Origin of the sequence: Cellulomonas soli (assembly GCF_013409305.1) — a bacterium.
In the GTDB taxonomy this organism is placed as follows: domain Bacteria; phylum Actinomycetota; class Actinomycetes; order Actinomycetales; family Cellulomonadaceae; genus Cellulomonas; species Cellulomonas soli.
In genome coordinates, this window is record NZ_JACBZJ010000001.1 from 1,605,667 (window position 1) to 1,628,361 (window position 22,695).

Below are 22,695 nucleotides of genomic sequence, written 5' to 3' on the forward strand. Positions count from 1 at the left end.
CGACGGGCCGTTCGTGTCGACGGTCAGAGCGGCTGCCAGAACTCGATGCGGTTGCCCTCGGGGTCGGTCACCCAGCCGAACCGCCCGACACCCTCCATGTCCTGCGTCTGCGCCGCCACGTCCGCGCCGTGGGCCCGCAGCTGGGCGAGCATCGCGTCCAGGTCGCGGACCCGGAAGTTCAGCATCGACTGCTGGGTGCGCGACCCGAAGTAGTCGGTCTCGGGCTCGAACGTCGCGAGCACGGTCGGCCCGGCCTGCTGGGTCCACAGGCCGTGCTCGTCGGCGTCCACGCCCAGGCAGTCGCGGTACCACGCCCCGAGCGCCTCCGGGTCGGCGGCCCGCAGGAAGTACCCACCGATCCCCAGCACGTGCTCCATCACGCCATGGTGCCAGGACGGGCTCAGGGTGTGCAGGGGCGCTGCATGAGCACCACCGCGAAGCCGGGCCGGTCGCTGACGCGCACCGGCTCGAAGCCCCACGAGCGGTACATCGCGTCGAGATGCTCGTTGGACGCCCGGTGGTCGAGCCGGAGCCAGGGGACACCCGCTGTGCGCGCCCTCGCGTCCGCCCACGCCACGAGCGCCGGCCCGAGCCGGGTTCCCGACGCGCGGCGGTCAACCATCAGGCCGTGCACGTACAGCGCAGGCGTGTCGTCCTCACCCCAGTAGTCGGGATCGGTCCAGACGAGCCGCATCGTGCCGAGCAGCCCGAGCTCGTCCCGGACCACCCACCACTGCCCGTCGGCGACCTGCGCGGCCACCCGCTCGTACGGGAGGGAGCCGACCGGCCACTGGTCGACGCCGCGCGCCGCCAACCAGTCCTCCAGTCCACGCCGCAGCGCGTGGATGGCGGGGACCTCGTCAGCGGTCGCGAGCTCCGGGTCGTCCGTCACGGAGGTCGACGATAGGCGCACGGCCGACGATCGCCGAGGCCGCGCGGGTCAGAGCCCGTAGCGCGAGCGCAGGTGACGCCACCAGTCGCGCAGCATCCAGGTGTCGAAGGGCGTGATCGACTGCGACGAACCGGCCTGCATGATGAAGCTCGTCTGCCCCGTCGGCGTCCAGTCGTAGAAGTCGTCGAGCCCGAACGTGTGGCCGATCTCGTGCAGCAGAATCGTCACGTCGGGGCTGTCGAGCGCTCCGACGAAGTACTCGCTGCCCATGCGCTGGCCCCAGTCGCCGCCGGCCCCACCCTCCATCCCGGAGGTGAGCCACAGCGACTGGTCGTAGTGGCGGGCGACGCCGCCGGGGTACTGCGCGTCCTGGTGGAAGAACCGACCCAGGTCCTCCGGGCACTGGGGGGCGTCCTCACGGATGTCGCCGACGTAGACGTCGACGCTGTCGTCCGTCCACTGCAGCAGGCTGCGGTCGCGCACCGCCCAGCCGACGACCTTGACCTGCACCGTCGGGTAGGGCCAGCCGTTCCAGCCCGTGCCGTCCTGCTGGAGGGCGGCGAACCACTTCTGGTACTGCTCCGCGTACTTCGCCTGGATCCGGTCGCGCAGCTCGGCGCTGACCGGCTGGTCGGAGTCCCAGCGCACGCAGACGTTGAGGTAGCCGCCGTTCGCGACGACCTGGTCCCAGCCGTAGTTCCGGAACCCGTACAGGTCCGAGTACGTGGACTCCTGGTGGGCCCACACCTCGGCCAGGGGGGAGACGAGTGCGGCGGGCGGGTCCCATGCGGCAGGTGCGGCGGTGGGTGCGGGGCTCGACGTCGGGGTGCTCGTCGGTGTCGCGGTCGGTCCGGGAGTCGCGGTGGGGGTCGCGGTCGGTGCGGCTGTCGGCGCGACGGTCGGCGTCGCCGTGGGCTTCGGGGAGGCCGTCGCCGTGCCCGTCGCCGTGGCCGTCGGGGCAGGTGCGCCCGTCGCGGTGCAGGCGACGCCGTTGAGCCGCACGGCCGTCGGAGGCGTGATCGTCCCGGTGTGCGTCGCGAGGAAGCCGAAGGATGTCGTGGCGCCCGCGGCGAGCGACGGGGCCCAGGACGGGTGCGTCCACGTGACGTCGGCACCGGCGGCGGTGAAGCTGCCGTTCCATCCCTGCGTGATCTGCTCGCCGGAGACGAACGTCCAGGTCAGGACCCAGTCGTCGACACGCTCGCCGGTGTTCGTGATCGTCGCGTCCCCGGTGTAGCCGCTGCTCCAGCGGCTGTCGACGGCGAAGTCGACCACGCAGCCCGTCCTCGTCGACGTCGCCGCGACGGCCGCCACGGTCAGCCCACCGACCGCGACCGCGACGGACACGGCGGCGACGAGAGCGCGTCGACGCCAGGTGAATCGGGGACGGCGGTCGTGCACGGGTCACTCCTCGGGCAGTCGTCGCCCCGGGCGGGTGCCGTGCGGGACGTCGCCCACCGTAGGGGCGCCCTGCGCTGCCTGTGCCGTTCCTGAGCGGACTCTCATCGACGACGCCCGGTCGCTACCGTCACGGCATGAGCGAGGAAGACACCGGCGTGCGCGTGCAGGTTCCTGGCGGTGACGTGCTGCTCTCGGACCGGCGCACGCAGCGGTCGTGGACCGTGGCCGTCGAGGCGTTCGAGCTGGCGGCGCACGCGGTCACGGCCGGCCTTCTCGCGCAGGTCGGGGACGGCCCGGTACCCGAGCCCGCGAGGGCGCAGCTCCCCGCGGCCGGGCTCTCCTGGCTGGACGCGGTGCAGGCGTGCAACGCGCTGTCCCGCCGCGACGGCCTGACCCCGGCGTACCGCGACGAGGACGACGCCGACCGGATCGTGTGGGACCGCTCGGCGGACGGGTACCGGTTGCCGACCGAGGCCGAGTGGGAGCACGCCTGCCGGGCCGGCACGACCGGCCCCCGGTACGGCGAGCTCGACGACATCGCCTGGTACCGCGGCAACTCCGACGAGCGGCCGCACGAGGTCGGCGGCAAGGCGCCGAACGCGTGGGGTCTGCACGACATGCTCGGCGGTGTGTGGGAGTGGTGCTGGGACGTGTACGACGCCGAGGTGTACGGCAGCTACCGGGTCCTGCGGGGCGGCGGGTGGTTCGACGAGCCGTGGTCGGTGCGGGCCTCGGTGCGCCGGCGCAGCCACCCGACGCTGCGGATCGACGACGTGGGGTTCCGGCTGGCCCGGTCGCCACGCTGACCCGTCGGGGTCGCAGGCCCGGGTGGCGTCGCGCGTCCTCGCGTCGCGCGCGGGGAGGCACCGATGGATGCTGGGCGGTGGCCGAGGCCGATCGTGCCTGCGGCGGTCCGGCACAGCGGTCCGACACAGCGGTCTGACAGGGGGGACGGCAGCCATGGCGATCCATGTCGACGTGGACAACTTCGTGCGCGCGGAGACGGACCGGATGTTCGCCGGGCTGCAGCGCGACTCGGGCGGCGTGGGCGTGCTGCGGCACAACCGGGAGCCTGCGCCCGTCGACCAGCAGACCGTGATCCGGATGAACCGCGACACCCTCTACTCGTTCGCGGTCGTCGACCTGGCCGCGCCGGCGGTCGTGACCGTCCCGGACGCCGGCGGCCGGTACCTGTCGGTCATGGTCGTGAACAACGACCACCACGTGAGCCACGTGCTGCACGACCCGGGCGAGCACCGGCTCACGGCCCAGGACGTCGGCACCCGGTACGCGCTGGTGGCCGTGCGGGTCCTGGTCGACCCGAGGTCGCCCGACGACGTCGCCCAGGTCACCCGCGTGCAGGACGGCCTCACGATCGCGTCCGGCTCGACCGAGCCCTTCGTGCTCCCGGACTACGACGTGCCGAGCCTCGACGGCACCCGGGCGGCCCTCCTCGCGCTCGCGGCCGGGCTGCACGGCTTCGACCGGGCGTTCGGCCGGGCGGACGAGGTGGACCCGGTCCGGCACCTGATCGGGACGGCCGCTGGGTGGGGCGGGCTGCCGTCGAGCGAGGCCGTGTACGTCGGCGTGGACCCGCAGCTGCCACCCGGCTGGTTCGAGCTGCGGATGCAGGACGTGCCGGTCGACGCCTTCTGGTCGGTCTCCGTCTACGACGCGGCGGGCTACTTCGTGCCGGACCCGCACGGCCGCTACAGCGTGAACAGCGTCACGGGGACCCGCGCGCCGGACGGGTCGATCACGGTGCGCCTCGTCCCCGCGGGCACCGCGGACCTGCCCGACAGCATCCCCGTCCCGGACGGCTGGAACTACGTGGTGCGTCTGTACCGGCCGCGGCCGGAGGTCCGCGACGGCTCGTGGACGCCCCCGGCGTTGGTCCCGGTCGCACCGGCTGCGGCGGTCTGAGCGCGGGGGTCCGGGCGCGACGCCGTCTCCCCGACGTCCCCGGCGCTGGGAGGATGGGCCGGACCCGACGACGGAGGTACGTGTGAGAACGGCGATGGACGCGACGAGCCCGGTGTGCACGTGAGGCGGTCGGGCGGCTCGCTCGTCCTGCCGGCGGCGATCGTCGCGGCGGTCAGCGGTGGCATCATCGCGGCGCAGGGCCAGCTCAACGGCCAGCTCGCGCAGGCCGGTGCCGGATCCCTGGTGGCCGGGTGGTTCTCGTACGTGGGCACGCTCGTCACGACGGTCCTCGTCCTGGTGCTGCGTGGCCGCACGCGGCGCACGGCCCAGGTGCTGCGACGCGACGCGCGCTGGTGGTGGTTCGTCGTCGGGCTGTGCGGCATCCCGATCGTGCTGGGCATGGCAGCGGGCATCCCCGTCGTGGGCGTGGCGCTGGCGTCGGTGAGCGCAGTGGCCGGGCAGACGGTCGCGAGCCTCGGGCTCGACGCGCGAGGCGTGGGCGTCCCGGAGCCCATCCGACTGACGGGTCGCCGCCTGACCGCCGGGCTCACGGCGGTCGCCGGGCTCGCGGTGGCCGTGCTCGGCGGGTCGGGCGCGGTGGACGGCGGCGCGGTGACCAGCATCGTCGTCGGTGTCGGGCTGTTCCTCAGCGGCGCGGTGCTCGTGGGCCAGCAGGCGGGCAACGGCACGGTGACGGCGGTGGCGGGCGACCCGGTCGTCGCGGGGCTGACGTCGGCAGCGGGTGGCACGGCCGGCATCACGGTGCTCCTGGGCCTCGCAGCGGTCTCCGGCAGGCTCGACACGGTGACGCTCCCCGACCCGGTGACGTCCTGGTACGTCTACCTCGGTGGCCCGCTCGGCGCGCTCATCACGATCGCGGCGGCCTGGGCGGTCGCGCACCTGGGGACGTTCGTGCTGACGCTGGCCGTGGTCGGCGGGCAGATGGTCACCGCGATGCTGATCGACCTGGCGGGAGCGGTCGGACTGGCGTGGCCGACCGTCGCGGCGACCGTGATGATCGGCGCGGCGACGGTGCTGGCCGTTCAGCCGCGGCGGGCGATCACCTCGACGAGCGTCGACGTCAGCACGTAGAACCCGCTCATGCGCGCGGTCGACCGTCGGGGACGGCGATCGAGAAGAGGTCCCCGGGCGTGCAGCCGAGCGCGTCGCACAGGGCGGTCAGCGTGCTGAAGCGGATGGCACGCGCGCGGCCGTTCTTGAGGACGGACAGGTTCGCCACGGTGATGCCGGCGCGCGCCGCGAGCTCGACCAGGGTGAGGCCGCGCTGCGCGAGCAGGTCGTCGAGGTGGCACACGACCCGGTGGCGGTCGTCGTCGTGCCCGTTCGACGGCGTCACACGAGGCCCTCGGTGTCGCGTGCGAGCCGTTCGCCGGCCCGGAACGCGACCGCCACGACGAGCACCAGCGCGGCGACCAGCAGGGGGGCGGGCGTGATCCCGGACGACGCGCTCAGCGCGGGGTTCGCGTCGAGGCCGGTCCGTGCGAGCACCAGCGTGGAGGCGAGCGCCGGGGGCAGGGGTGCGAGCGTCCCGGTGACGGCGACGACACCGGCGAGCACGGTCAGCAGGCGGGCGTTGCCCCGCGCGAACGGCTCGCCCGCGGCCACCGCGAGCAGCACGGGCTGCAGCAGCAGGGTCCCGGCGAGCAGGCCGAGGCCGGTGACCAGCCAGTCGGCGCGGCTGAGCGCCTGCTCGGTGCGGGTGGATCCCCAGGCCGCGAGCGTGAGGGTGGAGTCGACCGTGCTGGGGTAGTAGCCGCTCGGTCGGGCACCGGTGAGCCACCCGTCGGGCACCTGCACGCCGTCGAGACCGACCCGCACGTCGCCCCACCCGCCGTTCTCGGCTTCGTGGACGGCGACCGGCACGCGCACGGTCGCGGGTGCCTGGGTGGCGGCGTTCACGGTGTAGGCGACTCCCCAGACGGCGGCGAGCACGCCGAGGACGACGAGTCCGCCTGCCAGGCGCCGGATCCTCCTCGCCGTGCGGACCTGTGGGACGACGCTCATCGGGTACCCCCTGGATATCGATCATCGATAGGTGAGGAACGGTAGCGGTCCGGGTCCGGTGTGCGCAGCGGTTCGGCCGCGTGACCTGCGGCGGCACCTGGATGGCCGATCCTCGGGCCTCCCCGCACCCCGGATCCCCCGGGTGAAACCGGGGCAAATCGGTCGGCGCCTGTCGGTGCCCGGTGCCACAGTGGACGGGCGTCGGGGGGCGCGCTGCACGTGGCTGCCCCCGCGCAGACACCGCCCAGCCGCACACCCCCACCGGAGCACCCATGTCCACCGAGCTCGCCGCACGCGTCGCAGGACCCGTCCTCACCGCCACCGACCCCGGCTTCGCCGAGGAGGTCGCCGGCTTCAACATCGCCGTCTCGCACACCCCCGACGTCGTCGTCGGCGCCACCAGCACCCAGGACGTCGTCGAGGCCGTCCGGCACGCCCGGGCGCGCGGGCTGCCCGTGACCGTGCAGGGCACCGGTCACGGCGCGCACCTGCCCGTCACGTCCGGCGTGCTGATCACGACCGCACGGCTCGACCAGGTCGAGCTCGACCCCGTGTCGCCCGCCGTCACCGTCGGTGCGGGCGCGCGCTGGGCGCAGGTCATCGACGCCGCCGCACCGTACGGCCTGGCCCCGATCTCCGGTTCGTCGCCGACCGTCGGGGTCGTCGGCTACCTGCTCGGCGGAGGTCTCGGCCCGCTCGCGCGCAGCCACGGCTTCAGCTCCGACAGGCTCGAGGCCGCGACGGTCGTCACCGGCACCGGTGAGGTCGTCGAGGCGAGCGCCGACGGGGACGCCGAGCTGCTGTGGGCGCTGCGCGGCGGCAAGCACGGGCTCGGGATCGTCACGCGCGCCCGGGTCCGGCTCGCCCAGGTCCCCGCGCTCTACGCCGGGAACCTCGGGTTCACCGAGGAGCACATCCCGGCTGTCGTCCGTGGCTGGCTCGACTGGACACGGCAGGCCGACGACGCCGTCACGACGAGCGCCGTGATCATGAACTTCCCCGACATCGAGGTGCTGCCGCCGCACCTGCGCGGTCAGCGCCTGCTGTCCCTGCACTTCGCGTACCCGGGCGGGACCGACGACGGCGAGCGGCTGGCTGCCCCGCTGCGGGCGCTGGCTCCCGTCGCGGTCGACGCGCTCGGTCCGCTGGCGCTCGCGGACGTGGCCGCGATCCATGCCGACCCGACCGACCCGGGGCCGAGCTGGATGCAGGGCGCCATGCTCGGTGCGGTCGACGACGGGCTCGCCGAGGCCTGGATCGCGCAGGTCGGGCCGGGGACCGCGCACCCGTTCGTCGGTGCCGAGCTGCGGCACGTCGGTGGCGCGGCCGCGAACGACGTCGTCGAGGGCTCGGCCGTCACCGGCCGGTCCGCGCAGTACACCGCGACGCTCGTCGGGCTCGTCCCGCCGCTGTTCCCGGTGATGCCAGCCGCGGCGCAGGGTGTGCTCGGCGCGCTCGCGCCCTGGGCGGTCGACGAGCTGAACCCGAACTTCGCGGGCGCCGCCGAGGCGGTGTGGCCGGACCCGACGGCCGAGCGGTTGGCGGCCGTGCGTCGCCGGGTCGACCCCGACGGGCTCTTCGTCCCCGTCCACTGACACGACGACCAGGTCGCAGCACCTATCCGCGCGCGACGCACACGGGTGAAACCCGGACGGAACGGACCTCCGGCGCGGCTCTCAGGTGCCACAGTGGAGCGGCGTCGGGGGGCGCGCGGTGCGCGACCTGCTCCCCGGGGCAGGATCGTCCGAAGACCGCGCACCCGCCACACCGTTGGAGCACCGTGCTCACCGAACTCGACTCGCTCGTCGTCGGCCCCGTCATGTCGCCGGTCGACCCGCGGCTCGAAGGCGAGGTGGCCGGCTTCGACACGAGTCTCACGCACTCGCCCGACATCGTGGTCGGCGCGAGCACGGCGGGAGACGTCGTCGAGACCGTCCGGTGGGCGAGGCGGCACGGGCTGCGGGTGCACGTCCAGGGGACGGGCCACGGCACGCACGAGCCCGTGACCTCGGGCGTCCTGGTGACCACCTGGCGGCTCGACCGGGTGCGCGTCGACCGACCGGCGGCGACCGTGACCGTCGGCGCGGGTGCCCGCTGGTCCGACGTGATCGACGCGGCCGCGCCGATCGGACTGGCCCCCATCGCGCCTTCCGAGCCGTCGGTCGGCGTCGTCGGCTTCCTGCTCGGCGGGGGTCTCGGACCGTTCGCGCGCAGCCACGGCTTCGGTTCGGACCGCCTCGAGGCCGCGACCGTCGTCACCGGCAGGGGCGAGGTCATCGAGGCGAGCGCCGAGGGGGACGCGGAGCTGCTGTGGGCGCTGCGCGGTGGCGGGCACGGGCTCGGTGTCGTCACCGAGATGCGCCTGCGCCTGGCCCCGGTGCCGGCGCTGTTCGGCGGGTACCTGGCGTTCACCGAGGAGCACGTGGCTGCCGTCGTGCGCGGGTGGCTGGCCTGGACGCGGACCGCCGAACCGGGCGTGACCACGAACCTCACGATCCTGCACCACCCCGACGACGGCGCGTTCTCGGTCCGCCGGAGCGCGATGCTGGCGCTGCTCTTCGTGGCGTACCCGGGCGAGGCCGACGCAGGGGAGCGGCTGGCCGCGCCGTTGCGCGCGCTGGCCCCGGCCACGGCGGACACGGTGGGGCCGATGGCGCTCACCGACCTCGCCTCGATGCATGGCGACCCCATGGAGCCCGGCCCCAGCTGGGTGCGCGGCACGATGCTGGGCTCCGCGGACGACGACCTGGCCGACGCCTGGCTCGCGCAGGTCGGACCGGGCGCCCGGCACCCGTTCAGCGGGACGCAGCTGCGGCACGTCGGCGGTGCCACCGAGGTCGACGTCCCCGAGGGCTCGGCGGTCGCCGGCCGGGGGGCGCGGTACACGGCGCTGCTGATGGGCCAGGACCCGGAGCTCTTCCCGACGATGCCTGCGGCGGCCTCGACGGTCCTCGACGCGCTCGACCCGTGGCGGACCGAGGAGCTCAACCCGAACTTCGCGGGCGGCGCGGAGGGTGTCTGGTCACCTGACGTGGCCCGACGCCTCGCCGCGGTGCGCCGCCGGATGGATCCCGACGGTCTGTTCGCCGCGGCGCGCTGAGGCGACGGGTCGGCAGGGGCAGGATGGGGGTGCCGGCCGACCACGAGGAGCCCACGATGACCGCCCCCACCGACTCCTGGATGCGCCCGCTCGGTGCCACGAAGCTGCAGGTCTCCGCGGTGTGCGCCGGGGGGAGCCCGCTGGGCGGCATGCCGCTGCTGTACGGCTACGACGTGCCGCGCGAGCGCGGTGTGGCCACGGTGCGCGCGGTGCTCGACAGCCCGATCCGGTTCATCGACACGTCGAACGGGTACTCCGACGGCGAGTCGGAGCGGCGCATCGGCGAGGCTCTGCGGCGTGCCGGTGGTCTGCCCGAGGATGTCGTCGTCGCGACGAAGGTGGACCCCCGCGGCCGGGACTACTCCGCGGCGCGCGTCCGGGCGTCGGTCGCCGAGTCGCGTGAGCGGCTGGGGCTGGACCACCTGCCGCTCGTGCACCTGCACGACCCGGAGCAGTTCGACTTCGAGGAGATCGCCGGTCCGGGCGGTGCGGTCGAGCAGCTGGTCGCGCTGCGCGACGCGGGGGAGATCGGCGCGATCGGCATCGCGGGCGGGCCGGTGCAGGAGATGGCCCGGTACGTCGAGCTGGGCGTGTTCGACGTGCTGCTCGTGCACAACCGGTGGACGTTGCTCGACCGCAGCGCCGGGCCGCTGATCGCGGAGGCGGTCCGCCGCGGCATGGGCGTGCTCAACGCCGCGGTCTACGGCGGGGGCATCCTCGCGGCGGCCCCGGGCACGTCCGCCTCCTACGGCTACCAGGCGGCCGCCCAGGAGACGCTCGACCGGGTCGACGCGATGCACCTGGTGTGCGCGGAGCACGGCACGGACCTGGCGACCGCGGCCCTGCACTTCTCGCTGCGTGACCCGCAGGTGTCGTCGACCGTCGTGGGCATGAGTCGTCCCGAGCGGGTGGCCGCGACGGTCGAGGCGGCGGCCGTGCAGCTGCCGGACGAGCTGTGGGTCGACCTGGAGGCGCTGCTGCCGCCCGAGCGCGTCTGGCTGGACGCCCCCTTCGACAGGTGACCCGGTGGCTCCCGGTGGCTCGCGGCGGCGAGCGCCCGAGCGGCCGACCGGGACCCTGCTGAGGTACCGTCCACGACGTGACGGTGACGAGGCCCAGGTCCATCCGCCGCGGCCTGGCCCGCGCCTACTGGCGGGTCAGCCGCTGGACGTTGCGCACCACGCGCGTCCCGGAGGACGGTGCCGGCCTCCTGATCGGGGCGCCGCACACGTCGAACTGGGACTTCATCATCATGCTGGCGATCACCGCCGAGGCGGGTCTGCCGGTGCGGTGGCTGGGCAAGCACACCCTGTTCCGTGGCCCGGCCGGTCCGTTCATGCGGGCGCTGGGTGGGATCCCCGTCGACCGCCGTGACCCTGCTGGTCTGGTCGACGCGCTGGTGGCCCGCATCCAGGCCGGGGACCGGTTCTACCTGGTGGTCACCCCGGAGGGCACACGCTCGGCGGGCCTGTACTGGAAGACCGGCTTCTACCGGATCGCGCAGGCCACGGGCCTGCCCGTGGTGCTCGGCTACGTGGACCGGACGACGATGACCACCGGGCTCGGTCCGACCATGCACGTCACGGGGGACGTGCGCGCCGACATGGACGTGGTCCGGGCGTTCTATGCCGACAAGTCCGGGTTCGACCCGACGCGTCGCACGGAGCCGCGGCTGCGTGAAGAGGAGCCCGAAGGCGACGCCACGACGCCCTGACCGGCGGTTCTGTTCCTGACGGGCGACACCAGGTGTACTCCGAACGGGTGGTTCTTCGCACAGGTCGGGACGCGACGCGCCAGGTCAGAGGGTGAATTCGGTCAGGTGTCCGAAATATCTCGATGTGAGCGCTGTTCAACCGGTATCACGTTGCTCTAATGTCGGGGTTGTCAGCGAAACGGCAAACCCTCCGCGAGGAGGGGACGCAAAGCCACGGGGCCCTCAGGGTCAGCCGGGCTACCGAAAAGACAGGACACGTCATGGAGCAGCGAGGGTTCTCCTTCGAACAGCCCGCCCACCGTCCCACCAGCGACGCAGTCGCACCTCTCCCGCCCGCACGTGTGCAGGCGTGGGCCCGGCTCGCAGCCCGGCAGAGCCAGGTGGAGTTCGTCCCCGAGCAGCGCGAGCACCTCGCGGCCTGAGCCGGGGTCGACAGACCCGACATCCAGAAGGACCGTCGCCCGTGGGGCGGCGGTCCTTCTGCGTGAGCGGCCCCGACTGCGTCGGCCGAGCGTGCGACCTCGGGGAACGCTCCCATCTCGACACGCGGATCCAGACGTATCCCGCTAGCGTCGGGATCGTCGAGGTCGTCACCCACGACGATCCATGTCCGAGAGAGGCTCACATGGACAGTTTCTGGAGCTGGTTCTGGCTGCTGGTCTATTGGTTCCTGTTCTTCGCCTACCTGATCGTGCTGTTCCAGATCGTCGGGGACCTCTTCCGTGACAAGGACCTGAGCGGCTGGTGGAAGGCGGTGTGGATCATCTTCCTGGTCTTCGCCCCGTTCATCACCGCGCTGATCTACGTCATCGCCCGCGGCAACAGCATGGCCGAACGGCAGGTGCACGCAGCTCAGCGGGCCCGGGTCGACACCGAGTCCTACATCCGGGAGGTCGCGCACAAGTCGCCGACCGACCAGATCTCCGACGCCAAGGCGTTGCTCGACTCCGGTGCGATCACCCCGGAGGAGTACGCGACGCTCAAGTCGAAGGCTCTCGCCGCCTGAGGATCTGCCAACCGATCGCGAGGACGGACGACCCGGTCACCCTTCGGGGTGCCGGGTCGTCCGTCGTCCGGACCGGGCCGCCTGTACCCGGTCGTCCGTACCCGCTCGTGCCTGCTCGTGCCTGCCCGGCCTACAGGTCGCCGGTGCGCTGCATGTACCGCATGGCCACCCACCCGAGCGGGATCCGCAACCAGTACGTCATGACACGGAACAGCACCGCGGCCGAGGTCGCGATCGCCGCGTCGACGCCGGCCAGCGAGGACAGCGCCGAGGCCAGGGCCAGCTCGGTGGCGCCGACCCCGCCGGGCACAGGGACCAGCGAGCCGGCGGTGGACCCGGCGAGGTAGACGACCGCGACCTGGATCAGGCTCACGTCCTGACCGAAGGCCAGAAGCGCCGCGTCGAACGCCAGGATGTACCCCAGCGTCATCAGCAGGTTCCCGCCCATGCCGAGCAGCAGGCGTGACGGCTGGCCGAGCACCTCGATGAGCCGCGGCCAGGTCTGACGGAGCGTCGGCACCGTCTTGGCCAGCACCCACCGACGGACGGCGGGGATGAGCAGCGCGACGCCCACGAGCGCGGCGAGCACCCCGATGACGACGAGGATGAGCGGCGAGACCGGCAGCGTCGACTCGTTGTCGCCCGAGACCAGCGACAGCACGAGCAGCAGCAGCATCGTCACGACGAACTGGCTGACCTGCACCAGGGCGACGGTCGCGGCGGCGAGCGTGCCGGACACACCACGTCGCGTGAGCACGCGCAGGTTCAGCGCGGCGGGCCCGACGCCCGCGGGGGCGGCGAGCGCCACGAACGTGGCGGCGGTCTGCGCGACGGTCGCCCGCCACAGCGAGATCCGCACGGGGGCGAAGGCGACGAGGGCGAGCGCGGCCCCGACGAGCGTGAGGAGCCCGAGCCCGAAGGCGACGATGCTCCACCGCCAGTCGCTGCTCTGCAGCGCCTCGGTGATGGTGGCGACGTTGATCGTCGTGAAGATCGCGAAGACCGCGACCACCGTGAGCAGGACGGTGAGGATGGTCCGGGTGCCGAACCGCACGAGCTGCTGCGGCTGCACGTCGGCCTCGGGCAGCCGGGCGACGAGCGCGGTCCTCAGCTCGGGCAGCACCGTGCGGTGGGTGCGCATCTCCTCGCGGGTCAGCCGCGGCATGGTGATGGTCTGCAGCAGGGGACCGATCGCCGAGATCGTGTCGTCGTCGAGCACCGCGACGGCCGACTCCATGGCGCGACCGGCTCCCACGCGCAGGGCCAGGAGGGCGAGCACCTGCGCGACGTCCATCCGGCGGGCGAGCTCGGAGGAGGCGACGTCGCCGAGCTCCCAGCCGGACAGCCAGACCATCGGCTGCTCGAGCAGGTGGTCGACGAGCACGACGTCGCTGGTCAGGTTGCGGTGCGCGATGCCGGCGGCGTGCGCGAGCTGCAGCTGGGCCCACACCTCGTGCAGCACGGCGTCGGTGATCTGGTCGGGCTCGAGGTCGCCGAGCGGCACGGCGTTGCCGGGGCGTTCCTGCACGAGCAGCATCGAGTCCTCGGCCTCGGCGACGCTCAGCAGCTGGGGCGTGCGGACCCCGGCGGCCCGGGCGGCGTAGGCGAGCAGAGCCGAGCGTTCGGCGGCCTGGCGCAGGGACACGACCGAGCGGCCCTCGATCCCGCGCAGGCGCAGCGAGCGCCAGAACCGGCTGAGCATGCCGACCACCTGACGGTCGCCGTCGATGACGACGAGGTCGAGGTGCTCGTGCTCCTGCGTGGTCAGGGCGTACAGGCGGTGGTCCGTCGACCGCGTCAGGGCGAGCGAGGCCGGCCCCGCCGGCGGGAGGACGGCGTCACCGGTCGTGCTGTCGGGCACCCGGCTCAGCTGGGCGGGCGCGAACCCGGCCCGGCGGACACCGGCGACCAGGCTCTCGTCGTACGCGCGCTCCGAGCGCACCCCGGACAGGTAGCGCGTGCCCTCGCCGGCGATGCGTCCGACCAGCAGGGCAACCGCGATCCCGGGCAGCGAGCCCTGCCCGGTGATGACCAGCACGCCGGTGGCGACCCACACGAGGTTCCAGGACCAGGCGACGGTCCGTCGTCGGCCGCGGGGCCCGGCCGCGGTCAGCAGACCGGCGAGCAGGGCGACGTACCCCGGGATCGACAGCTGCCACTCGCCGCCGATGCGCACCGACATGCCCTGGACGAGCTCGTCCGAGCCGAACCGTTCGACGAGCAGGACGATCGCGCTGTTCAGCACGACCGCACCCGTCGCCGCGGCGAGGGCCTCGAGCAGCTGTCGGCCGAGCCTGCGCACCGCCAGCTCGGTGAGCACGGCGAGCGGGACGACGAGCGTCACGAACGACTCGAGCGCGGAGACCGGGATGACCAGCAGCCGGCGCAGCAGGGTCGAGAAGCCCTGCACGTCCTCGGCCACACCCGTCGTGGTGTTCTGCGCGTACGTCGCCAGCACCATCGCCAGGACGACGCCGAGACCTGCGAGCGTGGCGGCGACGAGGTCGCCCGGGTGGTGCACGCGCTCGGTGGGGACGTCGTCGATCGTCACGTCGTCGAGCACCGAGCGGGTCGTCGCGACCGCGCTGTCGGTGGGCGTCGACGGGCCAGGCATACCGGCGAGTCTAGGCAGTGCGCACCGCCGGAGGCGCCCAGCGGGGCGTGAGTCCGCCGAACGGCGCAGGTGAACCCCCAGGTCTAGCGTGGTCCGCGACGGGCCGTCCGCGGATGCAGGGGACCTGCACGGGCGCCCGCGAGGGGGGTGGTCCCATGTCGGACGCGCTGACCGCGGACGTCGCCGGCACGTTGCGCCGGCTCTGGTGGCTGGCTGTGCTGCGCGGTGCCGTGCTGGTCGTCCTGGGGCTGCTGCTGCTGGTCGAGCCGTTGGGCACCGTCAAGGGGCTCGTCTGGCTGTTCGGGGCGTTCGCGGTGCTCGACGGCCTGCTGGCACTCGCGCAGGGCATCGCGTACCGGCACGACCCGGCCTCGCGGTGGCGCATCGTGCAGGGCCTGGTCGGCATCGCCTTCGGTGTCGTCCTGATGGTCTGGCCGGCGCCCACCGCGACCGTGGTCTTCTACCTGCTGGCGTTCTGGGTCATGCTGCTCGGCCTGATCGCGGTCGTCGGGGCGTTCGTGCTGCACCACGCCGGGGACGCCGGCTGGACGTTCGCCCTGACCTTCGGGCTGATCGGCTTCTTCATCGGCCTGGTCGCGGTGATGCACCCGCAGACCACGGTGTCGGTCATCGCGATCCTGTACGGCCTGTTCGCCCTGGTGGCGGGCATCGTGCTGGTGGTCAGCGGCTTCGCGACCCGGTCGGTGGCCAGGCAGCTGGAGCACGCCTCGGCGCGGGTCGTCGAGCTGTAGGACGGATCGCGGCGCGCAGCCTCGGCCGAGGCCGGTCTCAGCTGAGGCCCAGCGCGCCGCGCACGTCCGCCGGGATGAGCGCGTAGCCCACGAACACGACGACGTCCATGATCGTGTGCGCCACCACGAGCGGCATGACCCGGCGTCGGCGCCGGTAGTACTCGGCGAACACGACGCCCATGACCGCGTTGCCGAGGAACGCGCCCCACCCTTGGTACAGGTGGTACGAGCCGCGCAGCAGCGCACTGGTCACGACGATCGCCGGGGCGCTCCACCGCAGCTCACGCAGCCGCTCCATGAGGTAGCCGACTGCGACGACCTCCTCGAGCAGGGCGTTCTGCAGCGCCGACAGGATGAGCACGGGGATGGTCCACCACACCGCGTCGAGGCCCGCGGCCTGCACCTCGACGGTGATGCCGAGCACCCGGCCGAGCGCGTACAGCCCCAGCCCGGGGATGCCGATGAGCGCGGCGAGACCGACACCCGTCAGCAGGTCCTTCCAGGGCTGCCGCCCGTCCAGCCCGATGCGACGCACGGCCGACCGTCCGTTCGCCGACAGCAGGTACAGCGCGAGGGCCACGGGCATCAGGGCGAACCCGATCGCGAGCAGCTGGTACGTCAGGTCGAGCAGCGGCCGGGGGGAGTAGCTCGGGTTGAGCGTCGTGCTCTGGTCCCCCAGCGGGGTCCCCTCGGTCAGCCGGGCGACGATGTTCACCACCGCGTACACGCCCGACCGGCCGAGCGACAGACCGAGCACGATCCAGATCTCGGTGGTCAGCCGCCGCCGGACGGCCCGCTCACCGGGCGGCGGCGCGGTCGGGGCCGGGTGCGTCATGGGGGCAGCGTAGGCGGCCGGCCTGGACGGATGCCGAGCGGGCGTGCGGGCAGGGTCCTGTGCCGGGCTGCCCGCGTGCCCCTACCGTGGGGGCCGTCGCGTGGGACGAACCCGGCGTCAGCTACGAGCAGGGCGAGGGTGAGCCGATGGGGCCTGTGCTGGAGGTCCGGGGGGTGACGCGCCGGTTCGGCGCCGTCACGGCGCTGGACGACGTGTCCCTCGACGTCGGCGACGGTGAGCTCGTCGGCCTCCTCGGCCCGAACGGTGCGGGCAAGACGACCCTGCTCAGCCTGGTCAGCGGGCTGCGGCGACCCGACTCCGGTGCGGTGCGCCTGTTCGGCGGCGACCCGCGCGACGCCGCGAACCGCTTGGCCCTGGGCACCACACCGCAGGACACGGGCCTTCCGGCGACCCTGACCGTCGGCGAGGTCGTCGACTTCGTCGCCGGCCACTACCCGACGCCCATGACCCGGTCGGAGGCGCTGGCCCGGTTCGGCCTGGAGGACCTGGTGCGGCGGCAGACGGGCGGCCTGTCGGGCGGGCAACGCCGCCGACTCGCGGTCGCCCTCGCCCTGGTGGGCCGCCCTCGTCTGGTGCTGCTCGACGAGCCGACGACCGGGCTCGACGTCGAGGCCCGTCACCTCCTGTGGGACGCGTTGCGGGAGTACCACGCCGACGGGGCGACGGTGCTGCTGACCAGCCACTACCTGGAGGAGATCGAGGCGCTCGCCCAGCGGGTCGTCGTCATGGGCGGCGGTCGGGTGCTCGCGGACGACTCGCTGCCGGCCGTGCTGGACCTCGTCTCGGTGCGCCGCGTCTCGTTCACCACCCCGGGAGCCGGCCCGACCACGCCCGGCACGGAACGGCAGGCGCTCACGGCCCTGCCCGGCGCGCACGGGCTGCACGACGCCCAGGTGCTCGACGACGGCTCGACCCGCTGGACGATGCTCGCCTCGGACGCCGACGTGCTCGTGCGCGCCCTCGTCACGCACGACGTCGCGTTCCGCGAGCTGGAGGTGCGCGGAGCCTCGCTCGAGGAGGCGTTCCTCGCACTGACCCTCACCGACCCGCAGGAGACGGCCCGATGACCGCGACGACGTCCCCCGTGGCCCGGCCGGGCGTGCGCCCGTGGTGGTCGCTCGCGCTGCTGCACACCCGCTACCAGTTCCTGGAGACCGTCCGGGTGCCGATCGCCGTGCTCGGCAACATGCTCTTCCCCGGGCTCGCCCTGGTGTTCTTCGTCGTGCCGCAGCGCGCGGTCGCCGACGACCCGCTGATGGCCACCGCCGCGGTCGCCCAGCTGGCGACCTTCGCCATCATGTCCTCGAGCCTGTTCTCGTTCGGCGTCGGCGTCGCCGAGGACCGCGCGCAGCCGTTCGACCCGTACGTGCGCACGTTGCCCGCCGGTGCGGGCCCGCGGCTCGTGGGCCGCGTCGTCAACGCCGTGCTCTGGGCCTACCTGGCCCTCGTGCCGCTCGTGCTCATCGGGTGGCTGCTCACCGCCGCGACCCTGACCCCGGCGCAGGCGGCGCTGTCCGTCGTCCTCGTGCCCGCGGTCGCCGTGCCGTTCCTGCTGCTCGGCCTGGCCATCGGCTACCGGCTCTCGTCCAAGGCGGCGATCGCGGTGGTGCAGTCCGTGCTGTTCCCGCTCGCGTTCGCCGGTGGGCTGTTCATGCCGCCCGAGGCGTTCCCGGCATGGCTCGACGCGTTCTCGAAGCTGCTGCCCTCACGTGCGGCGCGCGACCTGGTCGTCCAGATGGTGACGGGCGAGCCGGCGTACGCGGGCGCGCTCGCGGTGCTGCTCGGCTGGACGCTGGTGTTCGGCGTGCTCGCGGTGCTGGCCTACCGGCGCGACGAGGGCCGCCGCTTCCACTGACGGGTCGCGGCGGCCCCGGGGTCAGGCGAAGCGGCGCAGGCGCAGCGAGTTCGTCACGACGAGCACCGAGGAGAACGCCATCGCCGCGCCCGCGATCATCGGGTTGAGCAGGCCGAGGGCGGCCAGCGGGACCGCCGCGACGTTGTACGCGAACGCCCAGAAGAGGTTCTGCTGGATCACCGTCAGCGTCCGCCGGGACAGCCGGATCGCCTGACCGGCCGAGCGCAGGTCGCCGCGCACGAGCGTCACGTCGGAGGCCTCGATGGCCACGTCGGTGCCCGTGCCCATCGCCAGGCCGAGGTCCGCGGTGGCCAGGGCCGCGGCGTCGTTCACGCCGTCACCGACCATCGCCACCCGCGCGCCTCCGGCCTGCAGCCGCTCGACGACGTGCACCTTGTCGGCGGGCAGCACCTGGGCGATGACGTCCTCGTCGGCGATGCCGACCACCCGGGCAGCGGCCAGCGCCGCACCGGGGTTGTCGCCGGTGAGGAGCACCGGGCGCAGGCCGAGCCCGCGCAGCTCGGCGACCGCCTGGGCGGAGCTGGCCTTGACCGGGTCGCGCAGCACGAGCACGCCGCGGGCGGCACCGTCCCACGCGACCATGACCGCGGTCGCGCCGTCGGCCTCGGCCGCGTCGAACCGCTCCTGCAGCGCGTCCGTGCCGACCTCCTGCGCGGTCAGCCAGGTCGGGCGGCCGACGAGCACGCGACGGGACAGCCCGAGCCCGGAGTGCGCGGCCCGGACCACACCGGTGACGCCGTGGCCGGCGGCGGCGTGGAAGTCGTGCACCTGGTCGGAGCCGATGACGACGCCGTCGCCGCCGACCTGCACCTCGCCGGTGAGGGCGGGCGCCTCGGCCTCGGCGGCGTCGGCGATCGCGCGGGCGATCGGGTGCTCCGCGAGCCGCTCGACGGCCCCGGCGAGCCGGAGCACCTCGTCACGGTCCTCGCCGGGGGCGACGAGCACGTCGACGAGCGCCATGCGGCCCTCGGTCACGGTGCCGGTCTTGTCGAGCACGACGGTGTCGACGCGACGGGTCTGCTCGAGGATCTCCGGGCCCTTGATGAGGATGCCGAGCTGGGCGCCGCGGCCGGTGCCGACCAGCAGCGCGGTCGGCGTGGCCAGGCCGAGGGCGCAGGGGCACGCGATGATCAGCACGGCGACGGCGGCCGTGAACGCGGCCTGCGCGCCACCGCCGGTCAGCAGCCAGACGGCCAGGGTGCCGGCGGCCAGCACCAGCACGACGGGCACGAACACGGCCGAGATCCGGTCGGCGAGCCGCTGCACGGGCGCCTTGCCGGTCTGCGCGGCGGCGACGAGCCGACCGATCTGCGCCAGCCGGGTCTCCTCGCCGACGCGCGTGGCCCGCACGACCAGGTGGCCGGAGGCGTTGATCGTCGCGCCGGTCACGTCGTCCCCGGGACCGACGTCGACCGGGACGGGCTCGCCGGTGAGCAGCGAGGTGTCGATCGCGCTGGTGCCCTCGACGACGACGCCGTCGGTGGCGACCTTCTCGCCCGGCCGCACGGTGAACAGGTCGCCGACGGTCAGCCGGTCGACGGCGATGCGCTGCTCGGTGCGGACGCCGTCCGGTCCGGTGACCAGCACGGACACGTCCTTGGCACCCAGGTCGAGCAGGGCGCGCAGGGCGTCGCCGGCGCGGCGGCGGGAGCGGTGCTCGGCGTACCGGCCCGCAAGAAGGAACGTCGTGACGATCGCCGCGACCTCGAAGTACAGCTCGGGCACGGCCTCCATGTGCCCGCTCGTGGCGGCGGGCCACAGCGAGGGGGTCATGGTCATGCCGATCTCGCCGGCGCCGCCGAGCAGGAGCGCCCACAGCGACCAGCCGGTCGCCGCGACGATGCCGATCGACACGAGGGTGTCCATGGTCGACGCGCCGTGCCGGGCCGCCTTCGCCGCCGCGCGGTGGAACGGCCACGCGGCCCACGTCGCCACGGGCAGGGCGAGCGCGGCGACGACCCACTGCCAGCCGGAGAACTGCAGGGCCGGGATCATCGACAGCGCCAGCACGGGCAGGCTGAGCACGGCCGCGACGCGCAGCCGGCGACGCAGGTCGGTGCCGCGGGCGTCGGTCGGTGCCGAGGTGTCCTCGTCCTCGGTCATTTCGTGGCCGGGGGCCATCGTGTGCCCGGACAGGGCGTGCTCGACCGCATCGTGCCCTGCCTCGTGGCCGCTGTGCTGCGCGGCCGCGGTCGCGTCGCCTCCGGCGGGGGTCCCCGGGTGGTGGTGCCCGGCGTGCGGGTCCGCCGCGGGTGCGGTGCGGGCGGACGGCGAGGCGACCTTGAGCACGCGGGCGTCGTACCCGGCCGAACGGACCGCGGCGACGAGCGCCTCGGGGTCGGCCGGGGCGCCGTCGCCCTCGGGTGCGTGCAGCTCGACGTGGGCGGACTCCAGCGCCAGGTTCACCGTGGCGCTGGCGCCGGGCACCCGGTTGAGCTTCTTCTCGACCCGGGCCACGCACGAGGCGCAGGTCATGCCCTCGACGGCCAGGTCGACCGTGACGAGGGGTGCCACGGGGACGGCGGGTGCCGTCTCCGTGCCCGGGTGGACGTGATCGGTGCTCATGGGTGCTCCCAGCGAGGTGTGCGGGTCGTGCGGTCAGAGCAGCGAGCGGGGCGGGGTGATCGCGTAGCCGGCCTCGATGACGGCGGCCGCGACGGCCTCGTCGGCCAGCGGGCCCTCGCTCGTCACCACGACGGGGGACGAGCCGCCGGTGACGAGCTCGACCTTGACGTCGGTGACGCCGGGCAGGGCCGTGAGCTCGGAGGTGACGGAGCCGACGCAGTGGCCGCAGGTCATGCCGTCGACGGTGAAGGTGGTGGTCTGGCTCATCGGTGACTCCTGTGCGTGGGTGGCTGGGTACTGGTGGTGCTGGTGGGTGCTGCGGTCAGCTGCGGACGAGCCGGGCGATGGCCTCGGACGCCTCACGGACCTTCTCGGCGCCCGCCTCGGGGGACTGCCGCGCGGCGTCGACCACGCAGTGCCCGAGGTGGTCCTCGACGAGGCCGATGCTCACGGCCTGCAGCGCCTTGGTGACGGCGGCGATCTGGGTGAGGACGTCGATGCAGTACACGTCCTCGTCCACCATGCGCGCGATGCCGCGGACCTGTCCCTCGATGCGGCTGAGCCGCTTGAGGTAGTCGTCCTTGGCGCCGGTGTATCCGTGCACGGTTCCTCCCAGGGGTCCGTCGTCCGTCGAGACGTGCAACAGGGTACCCCCCCAGGGTATTCCGGGCTCGGGTCGACGAGCCTCGCCCGGCTCGGGTCGCAGTCCGCGACCGCACGTCCAGGATCTGGTCACCGCCTCGGATCTGCGGGAGAACCCCTGGTGGCGAGTTTCCACGCCTGACCAGGGGAAACCGTGACGCCAGTGTTCCAGGACGCTCGTCCACATGGCGAAACGTGAATCCACATGCTGGACGCACCGTTGAGGCGCAGTCGCTCCGCTCGGAATCATCCGGGCTCACGTCGTCGCGCACCCCGTCGCGGCACCCGGTCCCAGGTGGTCATCGTGCGCACACTCGTCCTGCTGGCCCTCGTCGGCCTCGGTGCCCAGCTGGTCGACGGCGCCCTCGGCATGGCCTACGGCGTCACGTCCGCCACCCTGCTGCTCGCCATCGGCACCAACCCCGCCGCCGCCTCTGCCACCGTGCACCTCGCCGAGATCGGCACCACGCTCGCCTCCGGCGTCTCGCACTGGCGGTTCGGCAACGTCGACTGGAAGGTCGTCGTCCGCGTCGGCGTCCCCGGCGCCGTCGGCGCGTTCGCCGGCGCGACCGTGCTCTCACGCCTGTCGACCGACGCCGCCAAGCCCGTCATGTCGCTCATCCTGCTCGGCCTCGGCCTCTACCTGCTCGGCCGCTTCACGTTCCGCGGGCTGCGCACCGACCGCCTCGGCCAGCCGCTGCGCAAGCGGTTCCTCGGCCCGCTCGGCCTGGTCGCCGGGTTCGTCGACGCCACCGGGGGAGGCGGCTGGGGACCCGTCGGCACCCCCGCCCTGCTCGCCTCCGGCCGGCTCGAGCCCCGCAAGGTCATCGGCTCGATCGACACCAGCGAGTTCCTCGTCTCGCTCGCCGCCAGCCTCGGGTTCCTGCTCTCGCTCGGCTCGCAGGGCATCGACTTCGTGTGGGTCCTCGCGCTCCTCCTCGGCGGTGTCGTCGCAGCCCCGCTCGCCGCCTGGCTCGTCCGGCACGTGCCGCCGCGCGTCCTCGGCTCGGCCGTCGGTGGCGTCATCGTCCTCACCAACACCCGCACGCTGCTGCGCTCCGACTGGCTCGGCCAGGCCGACACCCCGACCGAGAGCCTCGTGCTCGGGGCGATCGCCATCGTCTGGGCCGCCGCCGTCACCTGGTCCGTGCGCGCCTACCGCGCCGAGCAGGCCGCGCTGCCCGCGGTCGGCGTGGACCGGTCGCACGCGGACGAGGCCCCCGCGTCGGCCCGGGGTGAGGCCGAGCCGGTCGGCGCCGGAGTGGGCACCGCGGACGCCGCCGTCCTCGACCGCTCGCCGGTGGCCGGCTCGCACTCCTGACCGGGAGC

23 protein-coding genes and 1 riboswitch are annotated in these 22,695 nt (G+C 73.8%); of the genes, 13 read left to right on the forward strand and 10 right to left on the reverse strand.

Going from position 1 to position 22,695, the window contains the following annotated elements; translation table 11 throughout:
- Positions 1-23 precede the first annotated feature (23 nt).
- The 3 genes from BKA22_RS07460 to BKA22_RS07470 are packed head-to-tail and all read right to left on the reverse strand — an operon-like array spanning position 24 to position 2,293.
- A complete protein-coding gene (locus BKA22_RS07460; RefSeq protein WP_146954639.1) occupies positions 24-377 on the reverse strand; it encodes a VOC family protein in 354 nt (117 codons plus the stop codon).
- A gap of 23 nt (positions 378-400) precedes the next feature.
- Positions 401-892, reverse strand: a complete 492-nt coding sequence (locus BKA22_RS07465; protein WP_146954638.1) for a GNAT family N-acetyltransferase — start codon at positions 890-892, stop codon at positions 401-403.
- A gap of 48 nt (positions 893-940) precedes the next feature.
- Positions 941-2,293, reverse strand: a complete 1,353-nt coding sequence (locus tag BKA22_RS07470; RefSeq protein ID WP_218866571.1) for a cellulose-binding domain-containing protein — start codon at positions 2,291-2,293, stop codon at positions 941-943.
- A gap of 134 nt (positions 2,294-2,427) precedes the next feature.
- Between BKA22_RS07470 and BKA22_RS07475 the strand changes: the two genes are divergently transcribed.
- The 3 genes from BKA22_RS07475 (at position 2,428) to BKA22_RS07485 (ending at position 5,308) form a co-directional block, all read left to right on the forward strand.
- On the forward strand, positions 2,428-3,099 hold the full coding sequence (locus BKA22_RS07475; RefSeq protein ID WP_146954637.1) for a formylglycine-generating enzyme family protein: 672 nt from the start codon (positions 2,428-2,430) through the stop codon (positions 3,097-3,099).
- A gap of 154 nt (positions 3,100-3,253) precedes the next feature.
- Positions 3,254-4,216, forward strand: a complete 963-nt coding sequence (locus BKA22_RS07480) for a DUF1254 domain-containing protein (RefSeq protein WP_146954636.1) — start codon at positions 3,254-3,256, stop codon at positions 4,214-4,216.
- A gap of 114 nt (positions 4,217-4,330) precedes the next feature.
- The gene (locus BKA22_RS07485; protein WP_146954635.1) at positions 4,331-5,308 is read left to right on the forward strand and encodes a DMT family transporter; all 978 of its coding nucleotides are present in this window, start codon (positions 4,331-4,333) and stop codon (positions 5,306-5,308) included.
- Between the two features lie 7 nt (positions 5,309-5,315).
- On the opposite strand, the gene BKA22_RS07490 is transcribed toward BKA22_RS07485, so the two are convergent.
- Positions 5,316-5,573 (reverse strand): helix-turn-helix domain-containing protein, encoded by a 258-nt coding sequence (locus tag BKA22_RS07490; protein ID WP_146954634.1) that lies wholly within the window; start codon positions 5,571-5,573, stop codon positions 5,316-5,318.
- On the reverse strand, positions 5,570-6,241 hold the full coding sequence (locus BKA22_RS07495; RefSeq protein WP_146954633.1) for a hypothetical protein: 672 nt from the start codon (positions 6,239-6,241) through the stop codon (positions 5,570-5,572). Before BKA22_RS07495 ends, BKA22_RS07490 begins: the two co-directional genes overlap by 4 nt.
- A gap of 272 nt (positions 6,242-6,513) precedes the next feature.
- On the opposite strand from BKA22_RS07495, the gene BKA22_RS07500 reads away from it, so the two are divergent.
- From BKA22_RS07500 to BKA22_RS07525, 6 genes are all read left to right on the forward strand, one after another.
- The gene (locus BKA22_RS07500) at positions 6,514-7,836 is read left to right on the forward strand and encodes an FAD-binding oxidoreductase (protein ID WP_146954632.1); all 1,323 of its coding nucleotides are present in this window, start codon (positions 6,514-6,516) and stop codon (positions 7,834-7,836) included.
- A gap of 185 nt (positions 7,837-8,021) precedes the next feature.
- Positions 8,022-9,341: an FAD-binding oxidoreductase gene (locus BKA22_RS07505; RefSeq protein ID WP_146954631.1), complete on the forward strand. Its 1,320-nt coding sequence runs from the start codon at positions 8,022-8,024 to the stop codon at positions 9,339-9,341.
- Between the two features lie 56 nt (positions 9,342-9,397).
- A complete protein-coding gene (locus tag BKA22_RS07510; RefSeq protein ID WP_146954630.1) occupies positions 9,398-10,363 on the forward strand; it encodes an aldo/keto reductase in 966 nt (321 codons plus the stop codon).
- Positions 10,364-10,440: 77 nt separating this feature from the next.
- Entirely contained in the window at positions 10,441-11,055 is a 615-nt protein-coding gene (locus tag BKA22_RS07515; protein ID WP_223203744.1) for a 1-acyl-sn-glycerol-3-phosphate acyltransferase, read from the forward strand.
- 170 nt (positions 11,056-11,225) lie between these two features.
- Positions 11,226-11,300, forward strand: a riboswitch (cyclic di-GMP riboswitch).
- A 15-nt stretch (positions 11,301-11,315) separates the two neighbouring features.
- Positions 11,316-11,477, forward strand: a complete 162-nt coding sequence (locus tag BKA22_RS07520; protein WP_179561685.1) for a hypothetical protein — start codon at positions 11,316-11,318, stop codon at positions 11,475-11,477.
- Positions 11,478-11,680: 203 nt separating this feature from the next.
- Positions 11,681-12,061: an SHOCT domain-containing protein gene (locus BKA22_RS07525; RefSeq protein ID WP_146954628.1), complete on the forward strand. Its 381-nt coding sequence runs from the start codon at positions 11,681-11,683 to the stop codon at positions 12,059-12,061.
- Between the two features lie 130 nt (positions 12,062-12,191).
- Here the strand turns inward: BKA22_RS07525 and BKA22_RS07530 are convergent, their stop codons facing one another.
- Positions 12,192-14,675 (reverse strand): lysylphosphatidylglycerol synthase transmembrane domain-containing protein, encoded by a 2,484-nt coding sequence (locus BKA22_RS07530; RefSeq protein WP_146954627.1) that lies wholly within the window; start codon positions 14,673-14,675, stop codon positions 12,192-12,194.
- Positions 14,676-14,830: 155 nt separating this feature from the next.
- Between BKA22_RS07530 and BKA22_RS07535 the strand changes: the two genes are divergently transcribed.
- Complete coding sequence (locus tag BKA22_RS07535; protein WP_146954626.1) at positions 14,831-15,427, forward strand: HdeD family acid-resistance protein; 597 nt, start codon at positions 14,831-14,833, stop codon at positions 15,425-15,427.
- 37 nt (positions 15,428-15,464) lie between these two features.
- On the opposite strand, the gene BKA22_RS07540 is transcribed toward BKA22_RS07535, so the two are convergent.
- Complete coding sequence (locus BKA22_RS07540; protein ID WP_146954625.1) at positions 15,465-16,262, reverse strand: CPBP family intramembrane glutamic endopeptidase; 798 nt, start codon at positions 16,260-16,262, stop codon at positions 15,465-15,467.
- 146 nt (positions 16,263-16,408) lie between these two features.
- On the opposite strand from BKA22_RS07540, the gene BKA22_RS07545 reads away from it, so the two are divergent.
- Complete coding sequence (locus BKA22_RS07545) at positions 16,409-17,350, forward strand: ABC transporter ATP-binding protein (protein ID WP_146954624.1); 942 nt, start codon at positions 16,409-16,411, stop codon at positions 17,348-17,350.
- Positions 17,347-18,138 carry an ABC transporter permease gene (locus BKA22_RS07550; protein WP_146954623.1) on the forward strand — a complete coding sequence of 264 codons (792 nt, stop codon included), beginning with the start codon at positions 17,347-17,349 and terminating at the stop codon, positions 18,136-18,138. Before BKA22_RS07545 ends, BKA22_RS07550 begins: the two co-directional genes overlap by 4 nt.
- Before the next feature lie 21 nt (positions 18,139-18,159).
- Here the strand turns inward: BKA22_RS07550 and BKA22_RS07555 are convergent, their stop codons facing one another.
- The 3 genes from BKA22_RS07555 to BKA22_RS07565 are packed head-to-tail and all read right to left on the reverse strand — an operon-like array spanning position 18,160 to position 21,328.
- The gene (locus BKA22_RS07555) at positions 18,160-20,724 is read right to left on the reverse strand and encodes a heavy metal translocating P-type ATPase (RefSeq protein ID WP_146954622.1); all 2,565 of its coding nucleotides are present in this window, start codon (positions 20,722-20,724) and stop codon (positions 18,160-18,162) included.
- A gap of 33 nt (positions 20,725-20,757) precedes the next feature.
- The gene (locus tag BKA22_RS07560) at positions 20,758-20,991 is read right to left on the reverse strand and encodes a heavy-metal-associated domain-containing protein (RefSeq protein ID WP_146954621.1); all 234 of its coding nucleotides are present in this window, start codon (positions 20,989-20,991) and stop codon (positions 20,758-20,760) included.
- 55 nt (positions 20,992-21,046) lie between these two features.
- Positions 21,047-21,328: a metal-sensitive transcriptional regulator gene (locus BKA22_RS07565; RefSeq protein ID WP_146954620.1), complete on the reverse strand. Its 282-nt coding sequence runs from the start codon at positions 21,326-21,328 to the stop codon at positions 21,047-21,049.
- 342 nt (positions 21,329-21,670) lie between these two features.
- On the opposite strand from BKA22_RS07565, the gene BKA22_RS07570 reads away from it, so the two are divergent.
- Complete coding sequence (locus tag BKA22_RS07570) at positions 21,671-22,687, forward strand: sulfite exporter TauE/SafE family protein (RefSeq protein ID WP_146954619.1); 1,017 nt, start codon at positions 21,671-21,673, stop codon at positions 22,685-22,687.
- The last annotated feature ends 8 nt before the right edge of the window (positions 22,688-22,695 follow it).

Bases quoted from the DNA above. Each gene is read 5' to 3' on its own strand.
- BKA22_RS07460 (WP_146954639.1), bottom strand. From the start codon at position 377: ATGGAGCACGTGCTGGGGATCGGTGGGTACTTCCTGCGGGCCGCCGAC.
- BKA22_RS07475 (WP_146954637.1), top strand. From the start codon at position 2,428: ATGAGCGAGGAAGACACCGGCGTGCGCGTGCAGGTTCCTGGCGGTGAC.
- BKA22_RS07480 (WP_146954636.1), top strand. From the start codon at position 3,254: ATGGCGATCCATGTCGACGTGGACAACTTCGTGCGCGCGGAGACGGAC.
- BKA22_RS07495 (WP_146954633.1), bottom strand. From the start codon at position 6,241: ATGAGCGTCGTCCCACAGGTCCGCACGGCGAGGAGGATCCGGCGCCTG.
- BKA22_RS07500 (WP_146954632.1), top strand. From the start codon at position 6,514: ATGTCCACCGAGCTCGCCGCACGCGTCGCAGGACCCGTCCTCACCGCC.
- BKA22_RS07510 (WP_146954630.1), top strand. From the start codon at position 9,398: ATGACCGCCCCCACCGACTCCTGGATGCGCCCGCTCGGTGCCACGAAG.
- BKA22_RS07520 (WP_179561685.1), top strand. From the start codon at position 11,316: ATGGAGCAGCGAGGGTTCTCCTTCGAACAGCCCGCCCACCGTCCCACC.
- BKA22_RS07525 (WP_146954628.1), top strand. From the start codon at position 11,681: ATGGACAGTTTCTGGAGCTGGTTCTGGCTGCTGGTCTATTGGTTCCTG.
- BKA22_RS07530 (WP_146954627.1), bottom strand. From the start codon at position 14,675: ATGCCTGGCCCGTCGACGCCCACCGACAGCGCGGTCGCGACGACCCGC.
- BKA22_RS07535 (WP_146954626.1), top strand. From the start codon at position 14,831: ATGTCGGACGCGCTGACCGCGGACGTCGCCGGCACGTTGCGCCGGCTC.
- BKA22_RS07540 (WP_146954625.1), bottom strand. From the start codon at position 16,262: ATGACGCACCCGGCCCCGACCGCGCCGCCGCCCGGTGAGCGGGCCGTC.
- BKA22_RS07545 (WP_146954624.1), top strand. From the start codon at position 16,409: ATGGGGCCTGTGCTGGAGGTCCGGGGGGTGACGCGCCGGTTCGGCGCC.
- BKA22_RS07550 (WP_146954623.1), top strand. From the start codon at position 17,347: ATGACCGCGACGACGTCCCCCGTGGCCCGGCCGGGCGTGCGCCCGTGG.
- BKA22_RS07555 (WP_146954622.1), bottom strand. From the start codon at position 20,724: ATGAGCACCGATCACGTCCACCCGGGCACGGAGACGGCACCCGCCGTC.
- BKA22_RS07560 (WP_146954621.1), bottom strand. From the start codon at position 20,991: ATGAGCCAGACCACCACCTTCACCGTCGACGGCATGACCTGCGGCCAC.